This window comes from Candidatus Nanosynbacter sp. TM7-076 (assembly GCF_022828325.1).
Taxonomy (GTDB): Bacteria; Patescibacteriota; Saccharimonadia; order Saccharimonadales; family Saccharimonadaceae; genus Nanosynbacter.
In genome coordinates, this window is the sequence record NZ_JAJQJS010000004.1 from 20,321 (window position 1) to 40,256 (window position 19,936).

Here is a 19,936-nt window from a genome sequence, read left to right on the forward strand (position 1 = left end):
CTCAGTATTGTATTATATGGTGATAATGAGAGAATGCAAGGTTGATTCGCGTGATTTGGTTTACGAAAATACTGATAAGTTGGTCGATGTTGGAAAATCGTCTGAGCTGGTGCAGTGTATTGAAGATCTTCCAGAGGATATCCCAGCAAACGATCCGAGAGTTGAATTAATTGTGAAGAGTTTGTTTAAGATTGACGCTCATCCAATAGAGAAGCCAGTTTCACTACGCGATTTAAATGAATTAATTAAAGATAATATTGCCAGTGAAACGAAAATATCTATATATGAGGGTGAGTGGCCTGATATGAGAGCGATTCCGGGATCTGATATTCCGTTACCGGTTGAATTATTTGTGGCTGCACCGATGATTAAAGATTGGCGAGAAGGGCGAATGTCGGAGTCGAAAGGTGGGAAAAGTAGTCGCGATATTATTAGGCAATACGCAGAAATGAATCCGAAAACTAGCCCTCCAATACGCAGCGTAGATATTGTAGTGGATTCTGACGGCGGAGTATTTTTGGCTTTGCAAGGCGATGGTGCTCACCGCTTATGTGCTGCAAAAATGCGGGGAGACCGTGAAATATTATGTCGCGAGATAAGTATTGTCAGATTGAACTAACGTAAAATAAAACCGCCCAGTGATTGAGCGGTTTTTGAGTTGTCGGACTAATTCGTCAGATTATTTAGTCTTTTTGTCTGATTTTGGAGAATCAGTTTTAGCTGCTTTTTTAGCGTTAGCTTTCTTTGCTTTGTTTGCCAAAGCTGCTTTACGAGCTTCAGCGGCTGCTTGACGAGCCTTAAAGCGATCAACACGACCTTCGGTGTCGATAATCTTTTCTTCACCAGTAAAGAATGGGTGTGAAGCTGATGAAATGTGAACCTTAACTAATGGATATTCGTTGCCGTCTTCCCATTTGATAGTTTCGGTTGTTTGCGCTGTTGACTGAGTCAAGAACGCGAAGCCCGCTTGTTCGTCGCTAAATACGACAGGGCGATAGTTCTGTGGGTGAATACTGCTTTTCATAACTGTTCAATTGTACATAATTTATCGGAAAATGTCAAAAGTCCGTTACCCTAACTTTGCTATTTTGGCGAAATTATGACATAATATAGGTATGATTGAGTTACCGACCAGTCCTGATGCTTTGAGTGAGTTAAGTCCAGTGGCGCCGCCAAAGTTATTATCGCAGGCTCAAGACGCTAGTCGAGGTAATCCTATGGTCTATGTAAAAGCGGATAATTATCTGGGCACGGAAACGAGCGACCCTTCGTTCATGAAAAGTCGATATAAAACGACTGAATACGAAGCGATAAATGATTTTGTGCAATTTATAGAGACGACAAAACATTATTTACCTGATTACATGGAGAATTGCGCTAAAGAATTAATAGATGAATTGGCGTTTTTGGGCATGTCGGAATTGCATTTTGCGGCAACAGCGCTAGCAAAAAGACTTAGGCATCATTTAGAAGTTGATAATAAGCCGGTCTATGTTGACGTAGGAAATTCGCTAAGTCAGTGTCGTGTTAAAAACGAGATGAAAAGTAGTCAGTATATTTTAAGTCTGGTCTTATCTAAATTTCCAGACGATGAATTCGAAGAATACAAAGGTAGATTGAAAGTGTATGGCGGCAGGGGTGAGATTGGCAAGAGCTCTAAGATTTTATTTCTCGATGATTGGATTATTAGCGGCGATCAGGTAAAGGAGCGAATTGCAGGATTTGAAGTGGATAATGATCCTGAGAGCCATGAGGCAAGCGTTTTGGTTATGGCGGCTATGGCAGCATAAGTGCGTACTCCCAGTATGGAGGAGCAACATATCCTGTAGAGGCTTGCTACGTACTCAAGAATAGTCCTGATGCTGGGGGTATGAGTAGAGTGACGGGCATACATTCTTCGACCGATAATACATTTGGCTATGAAGTTGATGGTATAGCGTGCTGTGCTATCGAAGGGAGGATTCTCAAGGGGGAGAGAATTGATAGGTTAACTTTACCTGCGTTGGTAAATATAGTACGACCGTATCGAAATGGTGAAGATTTTGATGGTTTATCGCGATTTAGACAATTGTTAGAAAGAGAGTAATATTTGCAGATTTATTGACTATTTGGTATAATCGCCAGGTAACTAATTTTAATGACACAATCCGTTTCACACTCCAAATCGTGGGCGGATGAGGCAAAAGGAGAAGAGAATGTCTGTAAAGGTAGACATTAAGGCTTTGCTGGAGTCAGGTGTTCATTTTGGACACAAAACCAGCCGCTGGCACCCAAAGATGGCGCCATATATTCACAGTAAGCGTCAGGACAGTCACATTATTGACTTGACTAAGACCGTTGAAGCTTTGGATAAGGCTTTGCCGGAATTGACAAAGATTGCTGTATCAGGCCGCAAGGTTTTGTTCGTTGGTACTAAAAAACAAGCTAAAGACGTTGTTCGTGAAGCAGCTGAAAAGATCAACCAGCCATACGTAGTTGAGCGCTGGATTGGTGGTATGCTGACTAACGGTTCAACTATTGCTCAGCAAATTAAGAAGCTGAAGAATCTTGAAAAGCGAATGGCTTCAGGTGATTTGGAAAAGCGTTATAACAAGCTTGAGGTGCAGCGCTTCCAAGAGGAAATCGACAGCTTGAATATGAAATATGGCGGCATCAAGGATTTGATGGGCAAGCCAGGCGCTGTTGTTGTAGTTGACGCATTGACCGACGCAAATGCAGTTCGCGAGGCTCAAACTTTGGGTGTGCCAGTGTTTGCAATTGTTGACACCAACGTTAACCCAACAGGAATTGATTACGTAATTCCAGGTAACGACGACGCTGTTAAGGGCATTCAATTGCTATTAGATTACTTCACCGCGGCTGTTGCTGAAGGTGCAGGTAGCGTAAAGGCTGAAGAAAAACCAGCTAAAAAAGAGGAGAAATAGGATGGGCGTTTCTGTTGACGATATCAAAAAATTGCGCGAATTGACCGGCGTAGGCTTGACTGACGCTAAAAAAGCTTTGGTTGAAGCTGAGGGCGATTTCGATAAAGCTTTGGAAGCTATGCGCAAAAAGGGCTTGACGAAAGCTGAAAAGAAGGGCGATCGTGAAGCTCGTGAAGGTTTGATCGAAAGTTATGTTCACTCTGGTCGAATCGGCGTTATCGTTGAGGTAAACTGTGAGACCGACTTCGTGGCTCGACTTGATGACTTTAAGACGTTGGCGCACGAAATTGCTATGCAAATTGCAGCGATGAGCCCAAAGTATGTTTCTGAATCTGACATTCCGGCAGAGGAAATGGAGCGCGTTAAAACTGAGCTTATGGCGAGCGAATCTTTGGCAAGCAAGCCTGAAGAAATGCGCGAAAAGATCGTTGAAGGTCAATTGAAGAAGCATTTTGCTGAGCAGGTTCTTATGAGCCAGGCGTACATTCTGGACGATTCTAAGACTGTTGAGCAGCACGTTAAGGAAGCGATTGCGAAATTAGGCGAGAACATCGTAGTTCGTCAGTTTAAGCGAATCGAGCTGGGTGTAAGCGAATAGATTTTCACGCAGAGAAGAAGTCGGCCGTAGCAATGCGGTCGATTTTTTATTTTGTCAATATTTACCACAAGCATATTGACAATATCACAAATATGTGCTAGTATGGGTACATATCAAAAAAGCGGCATATAGCCGTAAAGAAACGAAAAGGAATAATATGAGTGAAAAGTTAGGCGAAAATACAGATTCTTCTCCCAATACAACAACTGACTGGAGTGCTTTAGAAGGAGATTATAATAAAGAGACTGATGTAAATCAGGCCAATCCAGAAACGACTAATGAACAGTTTAAAAAAGCTGTGATGGACGTTATTGCTGCTAGGGAAGAGTTGTTTTACCTTTCAGACCTGTCTAGAGAAAATCCAGAAGACGATGAGGTCCGGCAGGCTACTAGGGAGCAATCCGTGTTGGTGCAGGCTCTTATAGAGCGTAGGAATGAATTAGCAAATAAAAGAGTTAATGAGCGACCTGCAGAGTAAGTAGGGATTTAGTAGGAGAAATAGATCCGCCTTCGTGTGAGAGGGCGGATTTTTATTGTGTGGAAATTATTGAGCAGCCGTCTTTTTGGTGGCGCGCATCTGTTGTGGTGACGATGAATTGATGATTCTGGATGGTTTCTTGGAGGAGCTTTTCGCGAGTGGCGTCTAGTTCCGAGAAAACGTCGTCTAGCAAAATGAGCGGTCGAGATTGGCTGACTTCTGTCTGAAGTTCTAGCTCTAATAATTTGAACGCCAGCATAATGGTTCGCATTTCACCACGTGAAGCAACTTTAATGGCGGGCTGATTATGAAGGAAAATTGTGAAATCTTCGCGGTGTGGGCCAGCTGAAGTGAAGCCCGTAGCCATTTCATATTCGCGGGATTTTCCCAAGCGATTGAGTAGGGCTTGGTCGTAATTTTCCAGAGGTACAATAGCGCCATATTCGATGGATAATTGCGTATCTTTTCCCGCCAAAGATTCGTATAAATTTTTTATGCGAGGCTCGTTTATCTGGAGAAATTTGGCTCGTTTTTGGGCAATGTTGGTTGCGTATTGGACGAATTTTATGTCCCAGGCAAACAGGTTGTCGCGCCAAATCGATGAGTCTTCTTGGTGGGATTTTAAGAGTTCGTTGCGCTGTAAAAGAGTGCGATTGAAAGCCCTTAAATCTGTGTCGTATTTGGGGTCAAGTCGGGCAATTAAGCCATCCAGAAAATCGCGTCGTCGGGATGGTGAGGAGGAAATTAATCTTAGTTCGCTTGGCTCAAATAAAACAACTGGCAAGCGGTTTTTTCTGGTTAAGACTTTTGATTTATTGTCATTGATGATGAATTCTTTGTTGATTTTTCCGGAAATTGAATCTAGCTTAATACGTCGCTCGCCAAAATCGCCCTCCAGATGAACAATTGTTTGCGGAGCGTTCAGCGTCATACAATCGCTAAGGCTGCCACGAAAACTACTGCCGCGTAGCGCCACATAAACCGCTTCAAGCAGATTTGTCTTACCGGTGCCATTTGGTCCAACGATTACCGTACCAGAATTGCTAAAAGTCGCTTCGTGCAAATGATAAGACCGGAAATTGTATAACTTAATCTTAGAAATCACTCTGTTATTATAGCACGGGGCGTAAGGCAAAATTAGCAGACAAGACGCTTGAAGTTTGATATAATAACGGATAGATAAATTGGAGGAAATATGTTCGACACAAACCCTTATGAAGAAAAAATGAATGCAGCGTTTAGCTTTTTTCAAGATGAATTGAAGAAGGTGCGAACAGGCAGGGCGCACGCTGGAATGCTCGACGGCGTTATGGTTGAGGCTTACGGTTCAAAAATGCCGCTTAATCAGGTTGCAAACGTAACCGCTCCAGAGGCACAAATGTTGTTAGTTACGCCATTTGACCCGAGTAACATTACGGCAATTTCTTCTGCAATTCGCGATAACCAAAGCCTAGGTTTTAATCCGTCTGACGATGGGCGAGTAGTTCGCGTTCCAGTTCCAGCTTTGACGGAAGAGCGTCGCCACCAACTGGTGAAACAGGTTAGCGAGAAGGTTGAGGAGGCTCGAATTGCGATGCGTAATATTCGCCAAGACGCTCTTAAGGACGCTAAGCGAATGAAGGATAATAAAGAGCTGAGCGAAGACGATTTGAAGCGTGTAGAGAAAGAGATTGACGGCTTAATGAGCAAGATGCAGACGCAAATTGACGAGGCGTTTAAGGCGAAAGAAAAGGACGTCTTAACCGTTTAATGAGTGAAACTTTTGCCGATAAAGTGAAGGCGTTGAATTTGCCGTTGGATCAAATTATTGTTATTGGTAGCGGGATTTTGGATCAATTGGGGATTCGTCCAGCTAGTGATATTGATCTTGCGGCGAGTTCTGATTTGATGAAAAAGCTCTCCGAGGAAAGTGGCGATTGGCTTAAAAAGTTTGATGACAATCAGCGTTTTTATTTTGTAAAAGATGATGGTTCGGCTGAAGTTTGGGACGGCTGGGAGTTTGATGGGCAGGCTGTTAGCTATGACGATTTGCTTGATTATGCGGTGAAATATGATTGCGTGAGGTTTGTTGATTTGGAATTTCTGCGCAAATGGAAGAGCTGGCGTGGACGTGAAAAAGACGTACGAGATGTTGAGTTAATTGATGAATGGAGGGCGAATAATGAGCGAAAATGCTAATTTGCCGCGGCATATCGGGTTTATTGTTGATGGAAATCGGCGGTGGGCAAAGCAGCATGGCTTGCCGACATACGAAGGACATCTGGCGGGATATAACGCGCTAAAAGACGTGGCGCTGGAGGTTCTTCATCGAGGCGTGAAATATGCGAGCGCTTATGTTTTTAGTACGGAAAACTGGAAGCGGTCAGAGGAAGAAGTCCGGCATTTGATGAAATTGCTATTGAACATATTGAAGGCTGACCTGCCGATATTTATTGAAAACGAGGTTCGCTTGAGGGTTGTTGGGTCTAGGGAAGGCTTGTCGGATCAATTGATCAAAGCGATTGACGAAGCCGAGGAGAAAACTGCCAATCTGAAAAATGGAGAATTGGTTTTATGCTTAAATTATGGCGGGCATTTGGAGATTGCTGATGCGGTTAAAAAAATTGTTCAATCTGGAGTTTCTCCTGAGGAAATTACGCCTGAGTTGATTGCTCAGAATATATACGCGCCAGAGGTGCCGCCATGTGATTTGATTGTTAGAACTTCTAGTGAACAGCGGCTCAGCAACTTTATGTTGTGGCGATCAGCGTACAGTGAGTTGATGTTTATTGAGAAAAATTGGCCAGACATGACAACGGATGACGTGTCGGTGATTTTAGAGGAATATGCTAATCGGAATAGGCGGTTTGGAAAATGATTATTTGGGGAGTACTTTTAGGGCTATTTGTTCTCATTTTATTGGTGGTTTTGCATGAATTAGGTCATGCTATTGTCGCCAAGAGAAACGGCGTTAAGGTTGAGGAATTCGGAGTCGGATTTCCGCCTGCCGCAAAAAAATGGAAAGTAAAGCGAAATTTCTTAGGTGAAAACGTAACGTTTAGCCTGAATTGGCTGCCGCTTGGTGGATTTGTCAGATTGAAAGGTGAATACGATTCCGCAAAAGGCGAGGGCACATATGGCGGATCGACGTTTTGGGTGAAGACGAAAATATTGCTGGCTGGCGTCGTGATGAACTGGATAACTGCGATTGTTTTGTTCACGATTCTTGCAGTAATTGGCATGCCGAAAATCCTGTCGAACCAAGTTCAATTGCCGTTTGATACAGAGGTTAGGCGTTCGCCGGTGGCGATAGCGAAAGTTACGCCAGGTTCGCCTGCTGATAAAGCTGGACTTAAGATCAATGATCAATTGGTGCAAATAAATGATCAGCCACTTACAGAGGCGGGAAAGTTGCCAATTGTAACGAAGGAAAATACTGGCAAAAAAATCAACGTCAAGTACAGGCGTGATGGCAAAGAGTCGGCTGTTGACGTCCAGTTGAATGATGAAAAGTCCGTGAAGGGAAGCGGATATTTGGGTGTTATTCCGGGGCAGACGGAGAAAATGTATAGCACCTGGTCGGCGCCTATTGTGGGTGTGGCGACTACTGGGCAATTGTCATATGAAACTATCAAAGGCGTTGGTGTGTTATTGGTAAAAACCGTGCACGGATCAATCGGACAAATATTTGGTTCCGCGGAATCAAAAGAATCTGCACGAGCTGATTTGGCCTCTGTCAGCGGGAGCGTAGCAGGACCAATTGGCATACTGGGTGTATTATTCCCGTCAGTTGTCAGTTCTGGAATTGAGTACATCATTTTCGTGGCGGCGTTAATCTCGCTGACGCTGGCAGTGATGAACATTTTACCAATCCCAGCGCTTGATGGTGGTCGCTGGTTCACGATGGCAATTTTCCGCTTATTTAAGAAAGATCTGACGAAAGAGCGTGAAGAAAATATTCAGGCAACCGGTATGTTGATTCTATTAATCTTAACAATTTTGGTGACGATCAGTGATGTTGGAAAACTCTTCTAAGAAAATAAAAAACCGCAAATGGTGGCTGATTTTGGCGCTCCCAGCTTGGGTTTATGGCGTATTTTTGGCGGTGGAAGTTATTGTTTCATTGGCGGTCGGTGCTTTGATAAAAATCGGTGTGCCACTCAATTCTGTGAATCCAGTTATTTCTAACACGGTGCTTTCGGTTGTTGTATATATTTTGTCGCTAATTGTCGTGATTGGTGTTCCGTTTTTGGTTAAGAAGCGCCGAACAACTTTGAGTAATTTGGGTGTAAATGACTGGCCAACGTTTTTGGAAATATTTATTTCTCCATTCGCTTTTGTGGCGTACTTTTTACTAACAATGGTTACAATGAGCATTGCCAGAGTTGTTTTCTTAGTGGATATGCAACAAAAGCAAGCTATACCGTTCAGTCAGAGTATGCTGGCGACTCATTGGCAATTTATCATGGCGTTTGTTGTGTTGGTGGTGCTGGCGCCGATTGTTGAGGAACTTTTGTATCGCGGATATCTTTATGGCAAGTTGCGCAATTCTTTCTCGATTTGGCTATCAATTATCGTAACGAGCATAGCATTTGGCCTGGCGCATCTTTGGGTTGGTCCAGATTCACCATTGCAATGGGCGGTGGCAATTGATACATTTACTTTAAGCCTGGTGATGTGTGCGACCAGGGAATACACTGGCGCAATTTGGGTGCCGATTGTGATGCATATGGCGAAAAACGGAATAGCTTTTTATTTCTTGTTTGTCAATACGGGCGCAATTAATCAGACAGAATCGTTATTGCCATTTATATTTATGTAAAGGAGAGAACTATGCGAATGACACAACTTTTTACTAGAACTTTGAAGCAGGCGCCAGCTGGCGAGGTTGCACGAAACGCCCAGCTTTTGATTCGTGCTGGCTACGTGCATAAAACGATGGCGGGTGTGTATTCGTTTTTGCCGTTGGGTTTGAGAGTTCTTGAGAATATTAAGCAAATTGTTCGCGAGGAAATGGACAAGGTTAATAGCCAGGAATTGGTGATGAGTACTTTGCAGCGAAAGGAATTGTGGCAAGAGACCGGTCGCTGGAGTGATGAATTGGTCGACGTTTGGTTTAAGTCTAAATTGCAAGACGGCACGGATATAGGCTTTGGTTGGACGCACGAGGAGCCGATTGTTGATCTTCTTCGCAATTACTTAAAGAGCTACAAAGATTTGCCAATTAGCGTTTATCAATTCCAGAATAAATTGCGAAATGAGCTTCGCGCTAAGAGTGGAATTATGCGTGGTCGTGAATTTGTGATGAAGGATATGTATTCGATTCACGACAGCAAGGAGAGTTTGGGTAATTATTACAATTCAGTCATCGAGGCATATAAGCGTTGTTATGACCGATTTGGGATTGGCGATGAAACATATGTGACGTTTGCTTCTGGCGGCGCTTTCACGAAGTTTAGTCATGAGTTTCAGACGATTTGCGATGCTGGTGAGGATTATATTTATTTGCATCGTGGTAAAAATATCGCTGTTAATGAGGAAGTTTTGGACGAGGCAATTGAGGAGCTTGGCGTCGATCGTAGTGAATTGGAAAAAGTGAAAACTGCTGAAGTTGGCAATATCTTTAATTTCGGCACGCAGAAATCCGAAGAAATGAAGTTAGTGTTTACCGACGCCGAAGGTAAAGAGCGATACGCTTATATGGGAAGCTATGGCATTGGAATTACGCGAGTTATGGGCGTGATTGTTGAGAAGTTCGCTGATGATAAAGGTTTGGTTTGGCCGGAAAATATTGCGCCGTTTAAGGTTCATATTGTGGCAATTGGTGAAAAAGGGCAGGAATTGGCGGGCAAGTTTTACGACGAGCTAGCTAACAGCGGCGTCGATGCGCTGCTTGATGATCGCGACGAGCGTCCAGGCGTGAAATTTGCTGATGCTGAACTTATGGGTTTGCCGTGGCGGATAACGATAGGCGATCGAGCGATTGACGGTGATGGCTTGTTTGAATTGACGGAACGAGCAACTGGCGAAACGCGAAAAATGGATTATCAGCAATTGATGGATTTTTGCTTGAGTCGGTAAGGCTGATCATATTGACATAATAAATAGCGATTGATATACTCAGATAGACTTAATTAAGACTAATTAAAAACACTATATTTAGTGTAGATCGTAAGACTAATACCACTACATACAGTAGAGGAGGAAATTTTTATGAAAAAAACTTATCAAATTACAGAAACTGGAAAGGCTGATTTAGAAAAAGAATTGGCAGAGTTGAAGGGTCGACGCGGCGAGATTGCTGAAAAAATTGCGGCAGCACGAGATTTTGGCGACTTGAGCGAAAACGCGGAATACGACGCTGCGCGCGAAGAGCAAGGTTTGGTGGAAACGCGAATTTTGGAAATTGAAGATATTCTGCAGAACGCCGAAATTATTAAATCCAGCGGTAGCTCAAGCGTTGGTTTGGGCAGTACAGTTGAATTGCAATGTCCAGAAAGAACCGTATCTTACACAGTGGTTGGACCAGTTGAAGCAGATCCGTTGGCTGGACGAATCTCAGATCAGTCGCCAATTGGTAAAGAATTGATTGGTAAGAAAATCGGTGATGAAGTAACGATTAAGACGCCAAAAGCCGAAATTACTTACATTATTAAGTCGATATCTTAAGTCTGGCGAGATCTGTAGCGTATAATGTGCTATAATTATCTCTGTTATGGCCACATTACAAGATTATCGAAACGAACGACTACGAAAACTGGAAACATTACGTCAATTAGGCGTTGAACCATATCCGGCAAAATCAGAACGAACTCACACTTGTGCTGAGGTTTTGTCTAAGTATGATGAGCTAGCTGGTAAGGGAGTTGTTGTTGCGGGTCGTGTGGCGTCTATTCGCAGTTTTGGCAAATTGGCGTTTATTAAATTACGCGATCAATCTGGTGATGTGCAGCTTTATCTTCAGCGTGATGACGTGGCGGAATTAGATGCTGCGCGCGGTGTGCTTGGAATGAAGCAGCTTAAATTGCTAGATACAGGCGATTTTATTGAGGCGAAGGGCGTAATGACCACCACGCAAACGGGCGAAAAATCCGTTGGTGTACACGAACTTAGATTGTTGACTAAATCGTTAAGGCCAATGCCAGAAAAATTAGAGAATAAGGAAGAGCGCTTGCGTCGACGTTATGTTGATATGAACGTCAATCCTGAAGTTCGCGAGCGGTTCATTCGCCGAAGTAAGTTTTGGCAGGCAACGCGAGATTATTTGAATAGTCATGGATTCATTGAGATTAATGTTCCTGTTTTGGAGCACACCACTGGCGGTGCGGACGCAAACCCATTTGTGACGCATATGGATGCGCTGGGCGATCAGCAGTTTTATCTGCGAATTAGCCACGAATTGCCATTGAAGCGATTGATTGGCGCTGGATTTGAGAAAGTTTATGACCTCGGTCCGCGTTTTCGTAATGAAAATTATTCGGACGAGCATTTGCCAGAGCATATTGCTATGGAATGGTACGCGGCTTACTGGGACTGGAAGCAGGGAATGCGTTTTATGGAGTCGATGTATAAAGATGTGCTTCAGAAGACTTTTGGCACCTTGCAATTCCAATTGGGCAAGTTCAACGTTGATATGAGCGGCGAGTGGGAAGTCTGGGATTATGCTGAAGTTATTCGCAAGCACTACGGAATCGACGTTTATAATACGACAATTGAAGAAGTTGCCGCTAAACTGAAAGAATATAATTTGGAAGTCGAAAAAACCGATTCTATTCCGCGCAGCATTGATAAATTATGGAAGAATATTCGTAAAGATGTTGCTGGTCCGGTTTGGTTGGTGAACACGCCGAAGTTTATTAGTCCGTTGTCAAAGACTAATCCGGAAAATCCAGAGACGGTGGAGCGTTTTCAGCCGGTGATCGCTGGTTCAGAATTGGGCAATGGATTCTCTGAGCTGAATGATCCGATTGACCAGCTGAATCGTTTCCTTGAGCAGCAGCAAATGCGTGACGCTGGTGATGAGGAGGCGATGATGCTTGATATTGATTACGTCGAGATGTTGGAATATGGAATGCCGCCGGCTTGTGGTTGGGGATATTCTGAAAGGGTATTCTGGATTTTCGAGGGCGTTACGGCGCGTGAAGGTGTGCCGTTCCCGCAGCTTAAGAGTGAAATTGACGAAACAACTCGGACAATTTATCCGCAAGTCAACTTGTAATTTTGCTATAATTAAAGATATGGATTTTTTATTGGAGTTATTTTCTGGCAGGCTGTTTTTAGTTGTGATTAGGAATAGAGGTTGTAATTATGTCTGATATTTTATTATGGCTGGCGGCGGCTGTTTTATTGGCGCTTTCTGGGCTATTTTCCGGTCTGAATATTGGTCTAATGATGGCGCGACCTGATGATTTGAAGCGAAAAGCCAGGCAAGGCGACAAAATTGCGGCGCGAGTGTATCGATATCGAAAAGACGGCTATTATTTGATTTTCTGTATTTTGCTCGGCAATGTCGGCGTGAATACCGCGATGTCGATTTTGCTTGGCAATATGACGAATGGCGTGGTTGGCGGCTTGATTGCGACGCTTCTTATCACGATGTTTGGCGAGATTTTGCCGCAGGCGATTTTCTCACAGCGTGGATATCGATTTGTGCGATATTTCTTTTGGCTGCTTGATGTGATTTACGTACTATTTTGGCCGCTTGCTCAGCCGATGTCGAAATTGTTGAATCGCTGGTTGGGTAAGGAAACGCCGCAATTATATTCTCACCAGGAGCTGGAGGAGATTATTCACGAGCACGCCGTCAGGTCTGATAGTCCGGTTGATTATGACGAAAGTCGCATTGCTGCGGGAGCGCTGCAGTTTAGTAAAAAGACGGCTGGCGATTTGGTTACGCCGATGAGCGAGGTTTTTGTCGTGGATTTGGATGACGAGCTGGATGCGACTCTACTAGCTCAGATTAAGCACGCTGGACATTCGCGAATTCCGGTTCAATCTGACGGGGAATTGGTCGGAGTTTTATACGTGAAGGATGTAGTTGGACGAGATTTGCCGTTGCCAATTAGCCAATTGTACCGCGATAAAATTTACGATATTGACAAGAGGTCGCGCCTGGATACGGTCTTAAGTCGATTCATTCAAACGCGGAATCATTTGTTTGTGGTGATGGATGATGAGGCGGAGCTGGGAATTATTACGCTGGAAGACGTGATTGAAGAGATTCTGGACCAAGAGATTGAAGATGAGTATGATGAGGAATAAGATTAAATTGAGGAGGTCATAAAATGTCTGAAAAATATAATAATGGAGTGCCTGATAGATTACGACAAGTTACAGCCGAGACAATGTCTCCCGAAGTGCTATACACACTCGATACTTATCCGGACGTATCGCCACAGGATGTGATGTATATTGATGAGTCTAGAGCAGAGGGGAGTGGTCGTCTAATTATCAGTAAAGGACAGTCTGTTAAGTTGCTTAAGGAGGCTGATCTGTCTACTTCTGATCTGGTGATATTGATGAGCGTATGGCAGAGAAATGACCAAGGTGATTTGTGTCGTGGTATTGTCGCCGATTGTCGATTTTATAGCGGACGCTTTGATGTTGAGTATGGCGACGAAGAGATTGATGATTACGATGGAGTTGATGATGAAGTCTACAATAAGGACGACGAGCAGGTTATCTCTGCAGTAATTGATTACGGAGATGATAGAGAAGTCAAGATTTGGGGAGATCCGATGTTTTTTGATGCCGCTAGATATATGGCTGGTTTGGTAGATAATGAGTCGATAGAAAATAATGGAGTTTCCGCGGGTGATCGTGAGATTCAGGACAGCGTGAACGACGACGGGTTGCGGGAGCGTGTGAGCACTGAGCCTTTTTATAGGCGCGCGCTTAATGGCTTGGCAAAGATAGTTAAAGCTAAGCGAAAATAGCGATTCCTAAGCTGACGGAATTTGTGATTTTTGAATATTTTTTCAAAAATACCTTGACTATTTAAGGTACCTTGTATAACATAGTACTATGTATAATAAATCAACAAGGAGCTTAATGTGAGAAGAATTGACATTATTAAACGCGCCGGTCGAAATTTGGGACAATCAAAAGGCCGCACGATTTTAACCGCGCTGGCAATTTCAGTTGGAGCGTTTACGATTGGTCTGGCGCTGATGGCTGGAGAAGGCGGTCGGCTGTATACGAACAGTATGGTCGACGCGGCTGGCGATAAAAAATCTGTTTCGGTCTATAAAAAAGTGACCTCGTCGGGACCTGATAGCAATCTTCCGGAATATAGCGACTCGGAAGACACGGAAAAGGATCAGTCTAAGGCGATAGAAAAATATTCGATGACTGATAACGACGTGAAAAAAATACAGAAAGTTCCGCACGTAGAAAAAGTGACGCCAGCTTATTCTATGTATGGAGTTTTATACGCCAAAAGTTCGGCAAGTGACAAAAAATTCGTGCCTAGCGTAACTGTGAAGTTTGATAAGACCCGAATGGAGTTTGCGGCTGGTAATTTGGATAATTTTATGCCGAAAAAAGGTGAAGTTGTTATTCCGGAATCTTACGTAAAAGAAATGGGATTTAGTGATGCAAAATCGGCAATTGGACAAACGATTACGCTAGGATTGAAAAAAGGAGATTCGTCGAGCAAAAACGCTGACAAAGAAATATCTCTGAAAGTTGCGGCAGTCGATAAACCTTCGGACACGATTCTGTTTTATCAGCCAGCTGTGCGCGTTTCTGTGGATGACGCTAAGGAGATTTACGCCTTCAGTCACGCCAAAAATTTGCCTAATGATTATTCTTACGTAATTGCGTCGGTTGATGATGAGAAAAACGTTGAGGCGGTGAAGAGTGAGCTTGGCAAGGACTACATGGCGTCTTCGGTTCAGGATGTGCGCAAGGCTATGCTGACTTTTGTGAATATGGCTCAAATGGCGCTGATTGGGTTTGGCGGTTTGGCGTTACTTGCGAGCGTGTTTGGAATTGTTAATACGATGTACATTTCGGTTCTGGAGCGAACTAGTCAGATTGGGCTAATGAAAGCTTTGGGAATGCGAGGTCGTGATATCGGTAAAATGTTCAGGTATGAAGCGGCGTGGGTTGGACTTCTTGGCGGCTTAATTGGTGTTGGTTTGGCGAGTTTGATGTCGCTACTCAACCCTATGATTGCTAGTTTTCTGAAGTTGGAGCAGGGTACGAATCTATTAGTCATCAATCCTCTGCAAATGGGACTTTTGATAATCGGGCTGATGATTATGGCGGTACTTTCTGGCTGGCTGCCGAGCCGCAAGGCAACAAAATTAGATCCAATTGAAGCGTTAAGGACGGAATAGGAGAATTGTTATGATTGAGCTTAAAAATGTGACGAAAATTTACGGCAAAAAGAAGAACCAATTTGTGGCTCTAAATGATGTGAGTCTGCAAATTCCAACTGGTGTGAGCGTGGCGATTTTGGGAAAATCTGGTTCAGGAAAATCAACGCTGATGCACGCAATTTCTGGCTTGGATCGACCGCAGCAAGGTCAAGTGATTATTGACGGTCAGGATATTCTGAAATTGAAACAAAAGCAAGTTGACGAGTTCCGCGCGAGAAAAATAGGTTTTATTTTCCAGAGTTTCTTTGTCCAGGGCAATGAAAGCGTGGCGGACAATGTGAGTTTGCCGCTGGAAATTGTGAAGATGCCAAGGGGCTTGAGGGAAAGCAAGATCAATGAAGCGCTGAAGGCGGTGGACTTGTATGAGAAGCGCAAGAATCGTGCGAAGGATTTGTCGGGCGGTCAGAAGCAGCGTTTGGCGATTGCGCGGGCAATTGTCGGTAGTCCTCAGATCATTTTTGCGGACGAACCTACGGGAAATTTGGATAGCGAAACTGGCGCGAAGGTGGAAGAATTGCTGTTCAATTACAACAAGCAAGAAGGCGCAACGCTGATTATCGTGACGCACGACGTTGACTTGGCCAAAAAATGCGATTATCAAATCCTGATCAAAGACGGCAAAATTAAGGGCTCTAACATACCGAAAGAAGGTAAAAGTGGACGTTGATAGCTATGCGGAAAGCTTGGCGGCCCAATTGCGAAAAGGATTTTTGGTTTACTGCGTTTTACTGGTTTGTTCTAATAAGGCGCAGTACGCTGGCGACATTGTTAAGCAATTGAACGATTCGGACTTAACAGTGGTCGAAGGTACGATTTATCCGCTGCTGAATAGGCTGCAGAAGGACGGATATTTGCAACACGAATGGCAGGAAAGCGAGCAAGGTCCGCCGCGAAAATATTATTCATTAGCAGAGCAGGGCGATCAATTGATTCACGAGCTTAAAGATCGCATAAATATGCTAAATAATTCGCTTGATAACTTAGAGAAAGGAATAAAATAATGAAGGAAATAACCAGGATTCATCTGGCAAAAACAGCGTTTAGCGTGGAAATTGACGCTAAGAAATCGCTAGAAAAATACCTTAATTCGATTCAGAAAAATATGCACGCCGACGCGGAAGCGATGAGGGAAATAGAGGCGCGAATGGTTGAGATTTTAGCCGAGCGTGGCGTGATGAAAGAGGGTGTTATTAGCGACGATGACGTTTTGGCGATTAAAAATCAAATGGGCGAACCGCGCGATTTTTCGGATGATAGCGAGGACTCAACGGATGAATTGACGGATGATAATGAAAAACCAGAAAAGCAATTGATGCGCGACACGGACGGAGCTGTCATTGGCGGCGTGTGTGCGGGAATAGCGGCGTACTTTAATATCAATCCGTTGTGGGTGCGACTTATTGCAATTATCTCGCCGTTCGTAACATTTGGTACGATGGTGCTGGTTTACCTCGCGATGTGGGTGTCAATGCCGCCAGCAAAAACCGCGTCGGACAAATTACGAATGCGCGGGAAGCCAGTAACTTTGATTGCACTTAAGGAGGCTTCCGCTGATGGAAGTTCAATTGCGTCTGTCAGAAAAACTCCAATTGCGAAATTTTTCCAATATTTTGTCGGTGTTATGGTGCTACTTACGACGCTAGCGATAATGTTTGGGCTGATTGTTAGCGGGGCGCTCGGCGTTTCCATGGTTAATATGCTCGGCGGTTTGGGAATGCAAATATGGGCGTGGGGAGTATGGATTTCCTTAGCAATTGGCGGAATCGCGGCGGTGGTATTCGGCGCAATTGTAACGCGTAGCATATTCGCTTGGAAGGTCAATCGAATGTCTGTAATCACAATGATCGTGGCGGCATCCGTTGTTTTTATGAGTTTGGCAAGCGCCGCAATATTTAGCGCGCACGCTGGCTTGGAATATGCACGTGAATCTCAGCAACTCACGAAGAAAGTGAATATCGATATTCCAGATACGACAAACGCTAATTCAATTTTTATCGATATGCCAGTGGGGAATGTTTCGCGAATAAATTCTGACAAATTTAAGGTGGAAGCGGAGTTTGTGGATTTACCAAAGGCGAATAAGCCAGAAATTAACGTGCGTCGCGATGGCAATAAAATCGTGCTGTCCGTTTCCGAGAAGTGTAACGTGATATTCTTTGACGGTTGCTTGAAGTTTTATAAGCCGATAACTGGCTTGAAAATTTATGCTCCTGCGGGCGTGAATGTTAGCGGCTTGTTCTATCAAAACTCGATTGAAGCAGAAAATTCCGAATCTTAGGCTCACGCATTTGAATGATTTTACCGCTAATGCTACACTTGAAGGATGAAAGGTAATTTTTAAGCGTGGCGTGGTGGCAAGCAATTATTCTCGGCGTAATCGAGGGAATTACGGAATTCTTACCGATTTCTTCGACTGGACATTTGACGATTGCTGAGAAATTGTTAGGTATGCGAATTGACGATCCGAGTGTCGTGGCTTTTACCGCGATAATCCAGATCGGAGCAATTCTGGCGGCGGTGATTTATTTCTGGAGCGACATTTGGCGGATTTTACAGGCTTGGTGGCGTGGTTTATGGTGGAAGCGAGCGCGTCGAAAGTTTGATTATAAATATGGTTGGGCAATTATTATCGGCTCAATTCCTATTGCGATTGTTGGGCTGTTGTTCAAACATGAAGTCGAGACAGTTCTGCGCAGTTTGTGGTTTGTGGCGTTTGGGCTTATTGGCTGGAGTGTTGTTATGTGGCTGGCTGACAATCGTGCGGTAAATAACAAGCGTGGCGAAACTGAGACGAGCTGGAAAGACACTTTGGCGATTGGCGCGGGGCAATGCCTATCGCTCATTCCGGGCATTAGCCGTTCTGGTGCAACGATTTCAGTCGGTTTATTCCGTGGATTTGATCGCGTGTCGGTTACGAAATTGAGTTTCTTCTTGGGTATTCCAGCGCTGGTCGCAGCAGGACTATTGGAAGTTGTCACCAAATATAAACACATTTCTGGTGGCGTTGGCTGGACTCCAACCATAATCGCCACGGTAATTTCATTCGGCGTCGGTTATTTGGCTGTGTCGTGGCTGTTAAAATTTATTCAGCGCAATAATTTCCGACCGTTTATAATTTATCGATTTGTATTAGGTCTGGTGTTGTTGATGCTGCTTGGCTTTGGTGTTATTTCTCACGTTTAGATATGATTGATTTTTCATATTGCTGCATGTAAAATAAAAGCATAATCAATATCAAATAAAGTTTAAAGGAATATTTTAAGTGGAGCGAGAAAATACAAGAAAGCCTGCGTCAAAAGCTTTCGTGCTAAGTCTTTTTGTGATCACAATAATGCTCATAATATTATTGTTTTTTATTAAGATTTCACCACGTGGAGTAATTGATCCAAACGCAGTTTCTATTCGTCAGGATTCGGGCGAGATTCAATATAAGTATGCTGATGGCAATTGGCAGAAAATAGTTTCGCTTGAGGATTTGAAAAATAAGGATAACGGCGCTAATAAGGAAGATGGCAAGAAAGAATCTAGTAAATCTGATAGTCGCGAAATTGAGATCCAGAAGAACTCCCTATATATCCAGTGGCGATATGCCGGGGAATCTGAATGGAAAAATATCATAGCCTACTCAGACTTAAAGGGTAAGGATGGTCGAGACGGTAGAGACGGGCTTGATGGTCAAAATGGCAGGAACGGTCGAGATGGCAAGGATGGTCTTAATGGTCAGAATGGTAGAGATGGTCAAAAAGGCGACAAAGGCGACACTGGTGCGGCGGGTCCCGCTGGGGTAGCTGGAGCCACGGGAGCTACAGGTGCTACTGGAGCTACTGGAGCGGCTGGCCGAAATGCTACAATTTCTGTAACTAATAGTACGCAGCCTTGCTCGACTGGATTAACTATTACCGGAAATGGTACAAGCAATCTAGGTTTACAATTTACAGGTAAGAATCTTCCTGCGGGTGGTAAAACAAATCAAGTACTCGGTAAGAAAACTGATGACGACTGCGACGTAGAATGGAAAGATTCGTATGAAATTCGCGGGACTGGTATGCCTGAAGGCAATGTTAAGGCTAGTGTTGGTACGTACTATACCGATACAGCTGCTACAAACGGTGCCGTTCGCTGGATTAAAACTCGTGGTAGTGATAAAACAGGTTGGAAGGTTGTATATGGTGACACTGGATGGAGAAGTGTTCCTCAAATTCTCTCAACATCCATGAAAGCTAGCGTGGTTAAGGTTCGACGAATTAACAATACTGTTTATCTATATGCAGCTCTTACAGGCTGGGCCAACAGCTGGAACGGTGGTGGTGCTGCGTTGCCAGATGGGCTGCGTCCTAGTGACCAGATGCAAGGTCCTTCTGCTGGACGATGGGGTGGCTCGTATTTGACTTGGATCGTTCAAACTTTCGGGATGATTAACGCTGAAGCAGCTAGCGCTCAGAATCCAACGCCAACACTTCCCCCGATTGTTAGTGTATCGTATGTGCCAAACGACAATGTTCCATGGCCAACAACGTTACCTGGCACAGCTATGTAAGTAAATTATTTACACTTATCTAAAACCCCGTCTGTT

General features: G+C 43.9%; 23 protein-coding genes. 21 read left to right on the forward strand and 2 right to left on the reverse strand.

The features are described from left to right. The first annotated feature begins 25 nt into the window (after positions 1-25). Positions 26-619 (forward strand): hypothetical protein, encoded by a 594-nt coding sequence (locus tag LRM47_RS03330; protein ID WP_243822785.1) that lies wholly within the window; start codon positions 26-28, stop codon positions 617-619. 60 nt (positions 620-679) lie between these two features. Here LRM47_RS03330 and LRM47_RS03335 read toward each other — a convergent pair whose 3' ends face one another. Next, a complete protein-coding gene (locus tag LRM47_RS03335; protein WP_129636941.1) occupies positions 680-1,024 on the reverse strand; it encodes a type B 50S ribosomal protein L31 in 345 nt (114 codons plus the stop codon). A gap of 91 nt (positions 1,025-1,115) precedes the next feature. On the opposite strand from LRM47_RS03335, the gene LRM47_RS03340 reads away from it, so the two are divergent. The 4 genes from LRM47_RS03340 to LRM47_RS03355 all read left to right on the forward strand — a co-directional run bounded on the left by LRM47_RS03340 (position 1,116) and on the right by LRM47_RS03355 (position 4,000). Next, positions 1,116-1,790: a phosphoribosyltransferase-like protein gene (locus LRM47_RS03340; RefSeq protein WP_243822786.1), complete on the forward strand. Its 675-nt coding sequence runs from the start codon at positions 1,116-1,118 to the stop codon at positions 1,788-1,790. A 405-nt stretch (positions 1,791-2,195) separates the two neighbouring features. Then, positions 2,196-2,924: a 30S ribosomal protein S2 gene (gene rpsB, locus LRM47_RS03345; RefSeq protein WP_243822787.1), complete on the forward strand. Its 729-nt coding sequence runs from the start codon at positions 2,196-2,198 to the stop codon at positions 2,922-2,924. Position 2,925: 1 nt separating this feature from the next. After that, positions 2,926-3,522: a translation elongation factor Ts gene (tsf, locus tag LRM47_RS03350; protein ID WP_243822788.1), complete on the forward strand. Its 597-nt coding sequence runs from the start codon at positions 2,926-2,928 to the stop codon at positions 3,520-3,522. 157 nt (positions 3,523-3,679) lie between these two features. Next, positions 3,680-4,000 carry a hypothetical protein gene (locus tag LRM47_RS03355; RefSeq protein WP_243822789.1) on the forward strand — a complete coding sequence of 107 codons (321 nt, stop codon included), beginning with the start codon at positions 3,680-3,682 and terminating at the stop codon, positions 3,998-4,000. A gap of 52 nt (positions 4,001-4,052) precedes the next feature. Here LRM47_RS03355 and recF read toward each other — a convergent pair whose 3' ends face one another. Next, positions 4,053-5,105: a DNA replication/repair protein RecF gene (recF, locus tag LRM47_RS03360; RefSeq protein ID WP_243822790.1), complete on the reverse strand. Its 1,053-nt coding sequence runs from the start codon at positions 5,103-5,105 to the stop codon at positions 4,053-4,055. A 90-nt stretch (positions 5,106-5,195) separates the two neighbouring features. On the opposite strand from recF, the gene frr reads away from it, so the two are divergent. From frr to LRM47_RS03440, 16 genes are all read left to right on the forward strand, one after another. Further along, positions 5,196-5,750, forward strand: a complete 555-nt coding sequence (gene frr / locus LRM47_RS03365) for a ribosome recycling factor (protein ID WP_232273069.1) — start codon at positions 5,196-5,198, stop codon at positions 5,748-5,750. Beyond that, positions 5,750-6,178, forward strand: coding sequence for a hypothetical protein (locus tag LRM47_RS03370; RefSeq protein ID WP_243822791.1), 429 nt, complete (start codon positions 5,750-5,752; stop codon positions 6,176-6,178). The genes frr and LRM47_RS03370 overlap by 1 nt, the downstream gene beginning before the upstream one ends. After that, positions 6,162-6,857: a polyprenyl diphosphate synthase gene (uppS, locus tag LRM47_RS03375; protein WP_243822792.1), complete on the forward strand. Its 696-nt coding sequence runs from the start codon at positions 6,162-6,164 to the stop codon at positions 6,855-6,857. The genes LRM47_RS03370 and uppS overlap by 17 nt, the downstream gene beginning before the upstream one ends. After that, positions 6,854-8,014: a M50 family metallopeptidase gene (locus tag LRM47_RS03380; RefSeq protein ID WP_243822793.1), complete on the forward strand. Its 1,161-nt coding sequence runs from the start codon at positions 6,854-6,856 to the stop codon at positions 8,012-8,014. The genes uppS and LRM47_RS03380 overlap by 4 nt, the downstream gene beginning before the upstream one ends. Further along, a complete protein-coding gene (locus tag LRM47_RS03385; protein ID WP_243822794.1) occupies positions 7,995-8,801 on the forward strand; it encodes a CPBP family intramembrane glutamic endopeptidase in 807 nt (268 codons plus the stop codon). Before LRM47_RS03380 ends, LRM47_RS03385 begins: the two co-directional genes overlap by 20 nt. 17 nt (positions 8,802-8,818) lie before the next feature. Further along, entirely contained in the window at positions 8,819-10,060 is a 1,242-nt protein-coding gene (locus tag LRM47_RS03390; RefSeq protein WP_243822795.1) for an aminoacyl--tRNA ligase-related protein, read from the forward strand. A 132-nt stretch (positions 10,061-10,192) separates the two neighbouring features. Beyond that, positions 10,193-10,648: a transcription elongation factor GreA gene (greA, locus tag LRM47_RS03395; protein ID WP_243822796.1), complete on the forward strand. Its 456-nt coding sequence runs from the start codon at positions 10,193-10,195 to the stop codon at positions 10,646-10,648. 46 nt (positions 10,649-10,694) lie between these two features. Then, positions 10,695-12,197, forward strand: coding sequence for a lysine--tRNA ligase (locus LRM47_RS03400; protein ID WP_243822797.1), 1,503 nt, complete (start codon positions 10,695-10,697; stop codon positions 12,195-12,197). Positions 12,198-12,286: 89 nt separating this feature from the next. Next, positions 12,287-13,240, forward strand: coding sequence for a CNNM domain-containing protein (locus LRM47_RS03405; RefSeq protein ID WP_243822798.1), 954 nt, complete (start codon positions 12,287-12,289; stop codon positions 13,238-13,240). 23 nt (positions 13,241-13,263) lie between these two features. After that, a complete protein-coding gene (locus tag LRM47_RS03410) occupies positions 13,264-13,914 on the forward strand; it encodes a hypothetical protein (RefSeq protein WP_243822799.1) in 651 nt (216 codons plus the stop codon). A gap of 117 nt (positions 13,915-14,031) precedes the next feature. Continuing rightward, positions 14,032-15,321 carry an ABC transporter permease gene (locus tag LRM47_RS03415; protein WP_243822800.1) on the forward strand — a complete coding sequence of 430 codons (1,290 nt, stop codon included), beginning with the start codon at positions 14,032-14,034 and terminating at the stop codon, positions 15,319-15,321. 4 nt (positions 15,322-15,325) lie between these two features. Further along, positions 15,326-16,030: an ABC transporter ATP-binding protein gene (locus LRM47_RS03420; protein ID WP_164999989.1), complete on the forward strand. Its 705-nt coding sequence runs from the start codon at positions 15,326-15,328 to the stop codon at positions 16,028-16,030. Further along, positions 16,020-16,364 carry a PadR family transcriptional regulator gene (locus LRM47_RS03425; protein WP_243822801.1) on the forward strand — a complete coding sequence of 115 codons (345 nt, stop codon included), beginning with the start codon at positions 16,020-16,022 and terminating at the stop codon, positions 16,362-16,364. The genes LRM47_RS03420 and LRM47_RS03425 overlap by 11 nt, the downstream gene beginning before the upstream one ends. Continuing rightward, the gene (locus tag LRM47_RS03430) at positions 16,364-17,641 is read left to right on the forward strand and encodes a PspC domain-containing protein (RefSeq protein ID WP_243822802.1); all 1,278 of its coding nucleotides are present in this window, start codon (positions 16,364-16,366) and stop codon (positions 17,639-17,641) included. Before LRM47_RS03425 ends, LRM47_RS03430 begins: the two co-directional genes overlap by 1 nt. 65 nt (positions 17,642-17,706) lie before the next feature. Then, the gene (locus LRM47_RS03435) at positions 17,707-18,546 is read left to right on the forward strand and encodes an undecaprenyl-diphosphate phosphatase (RefSeq protein ID WP_243822803.1); all 840 of its coding nucleotides are present in this window, start codon (positions 17,707-17,709) and stop codon (positions 18,544-18,546) included. 163 nt (positions 18,547-18,709) lie between these two features. Further along, positions 18,710-19,900, forward strand: coding sequence for a hypothetical protein (locus tag LRM47_RS03440; protein WP_243822804.1), 1,191 nt, complete (start codon positions 18,710-18,712; stop codon positions 19,898-19,900). Positions 19,901-19,936: the final 36 nt, after the last annotated feature.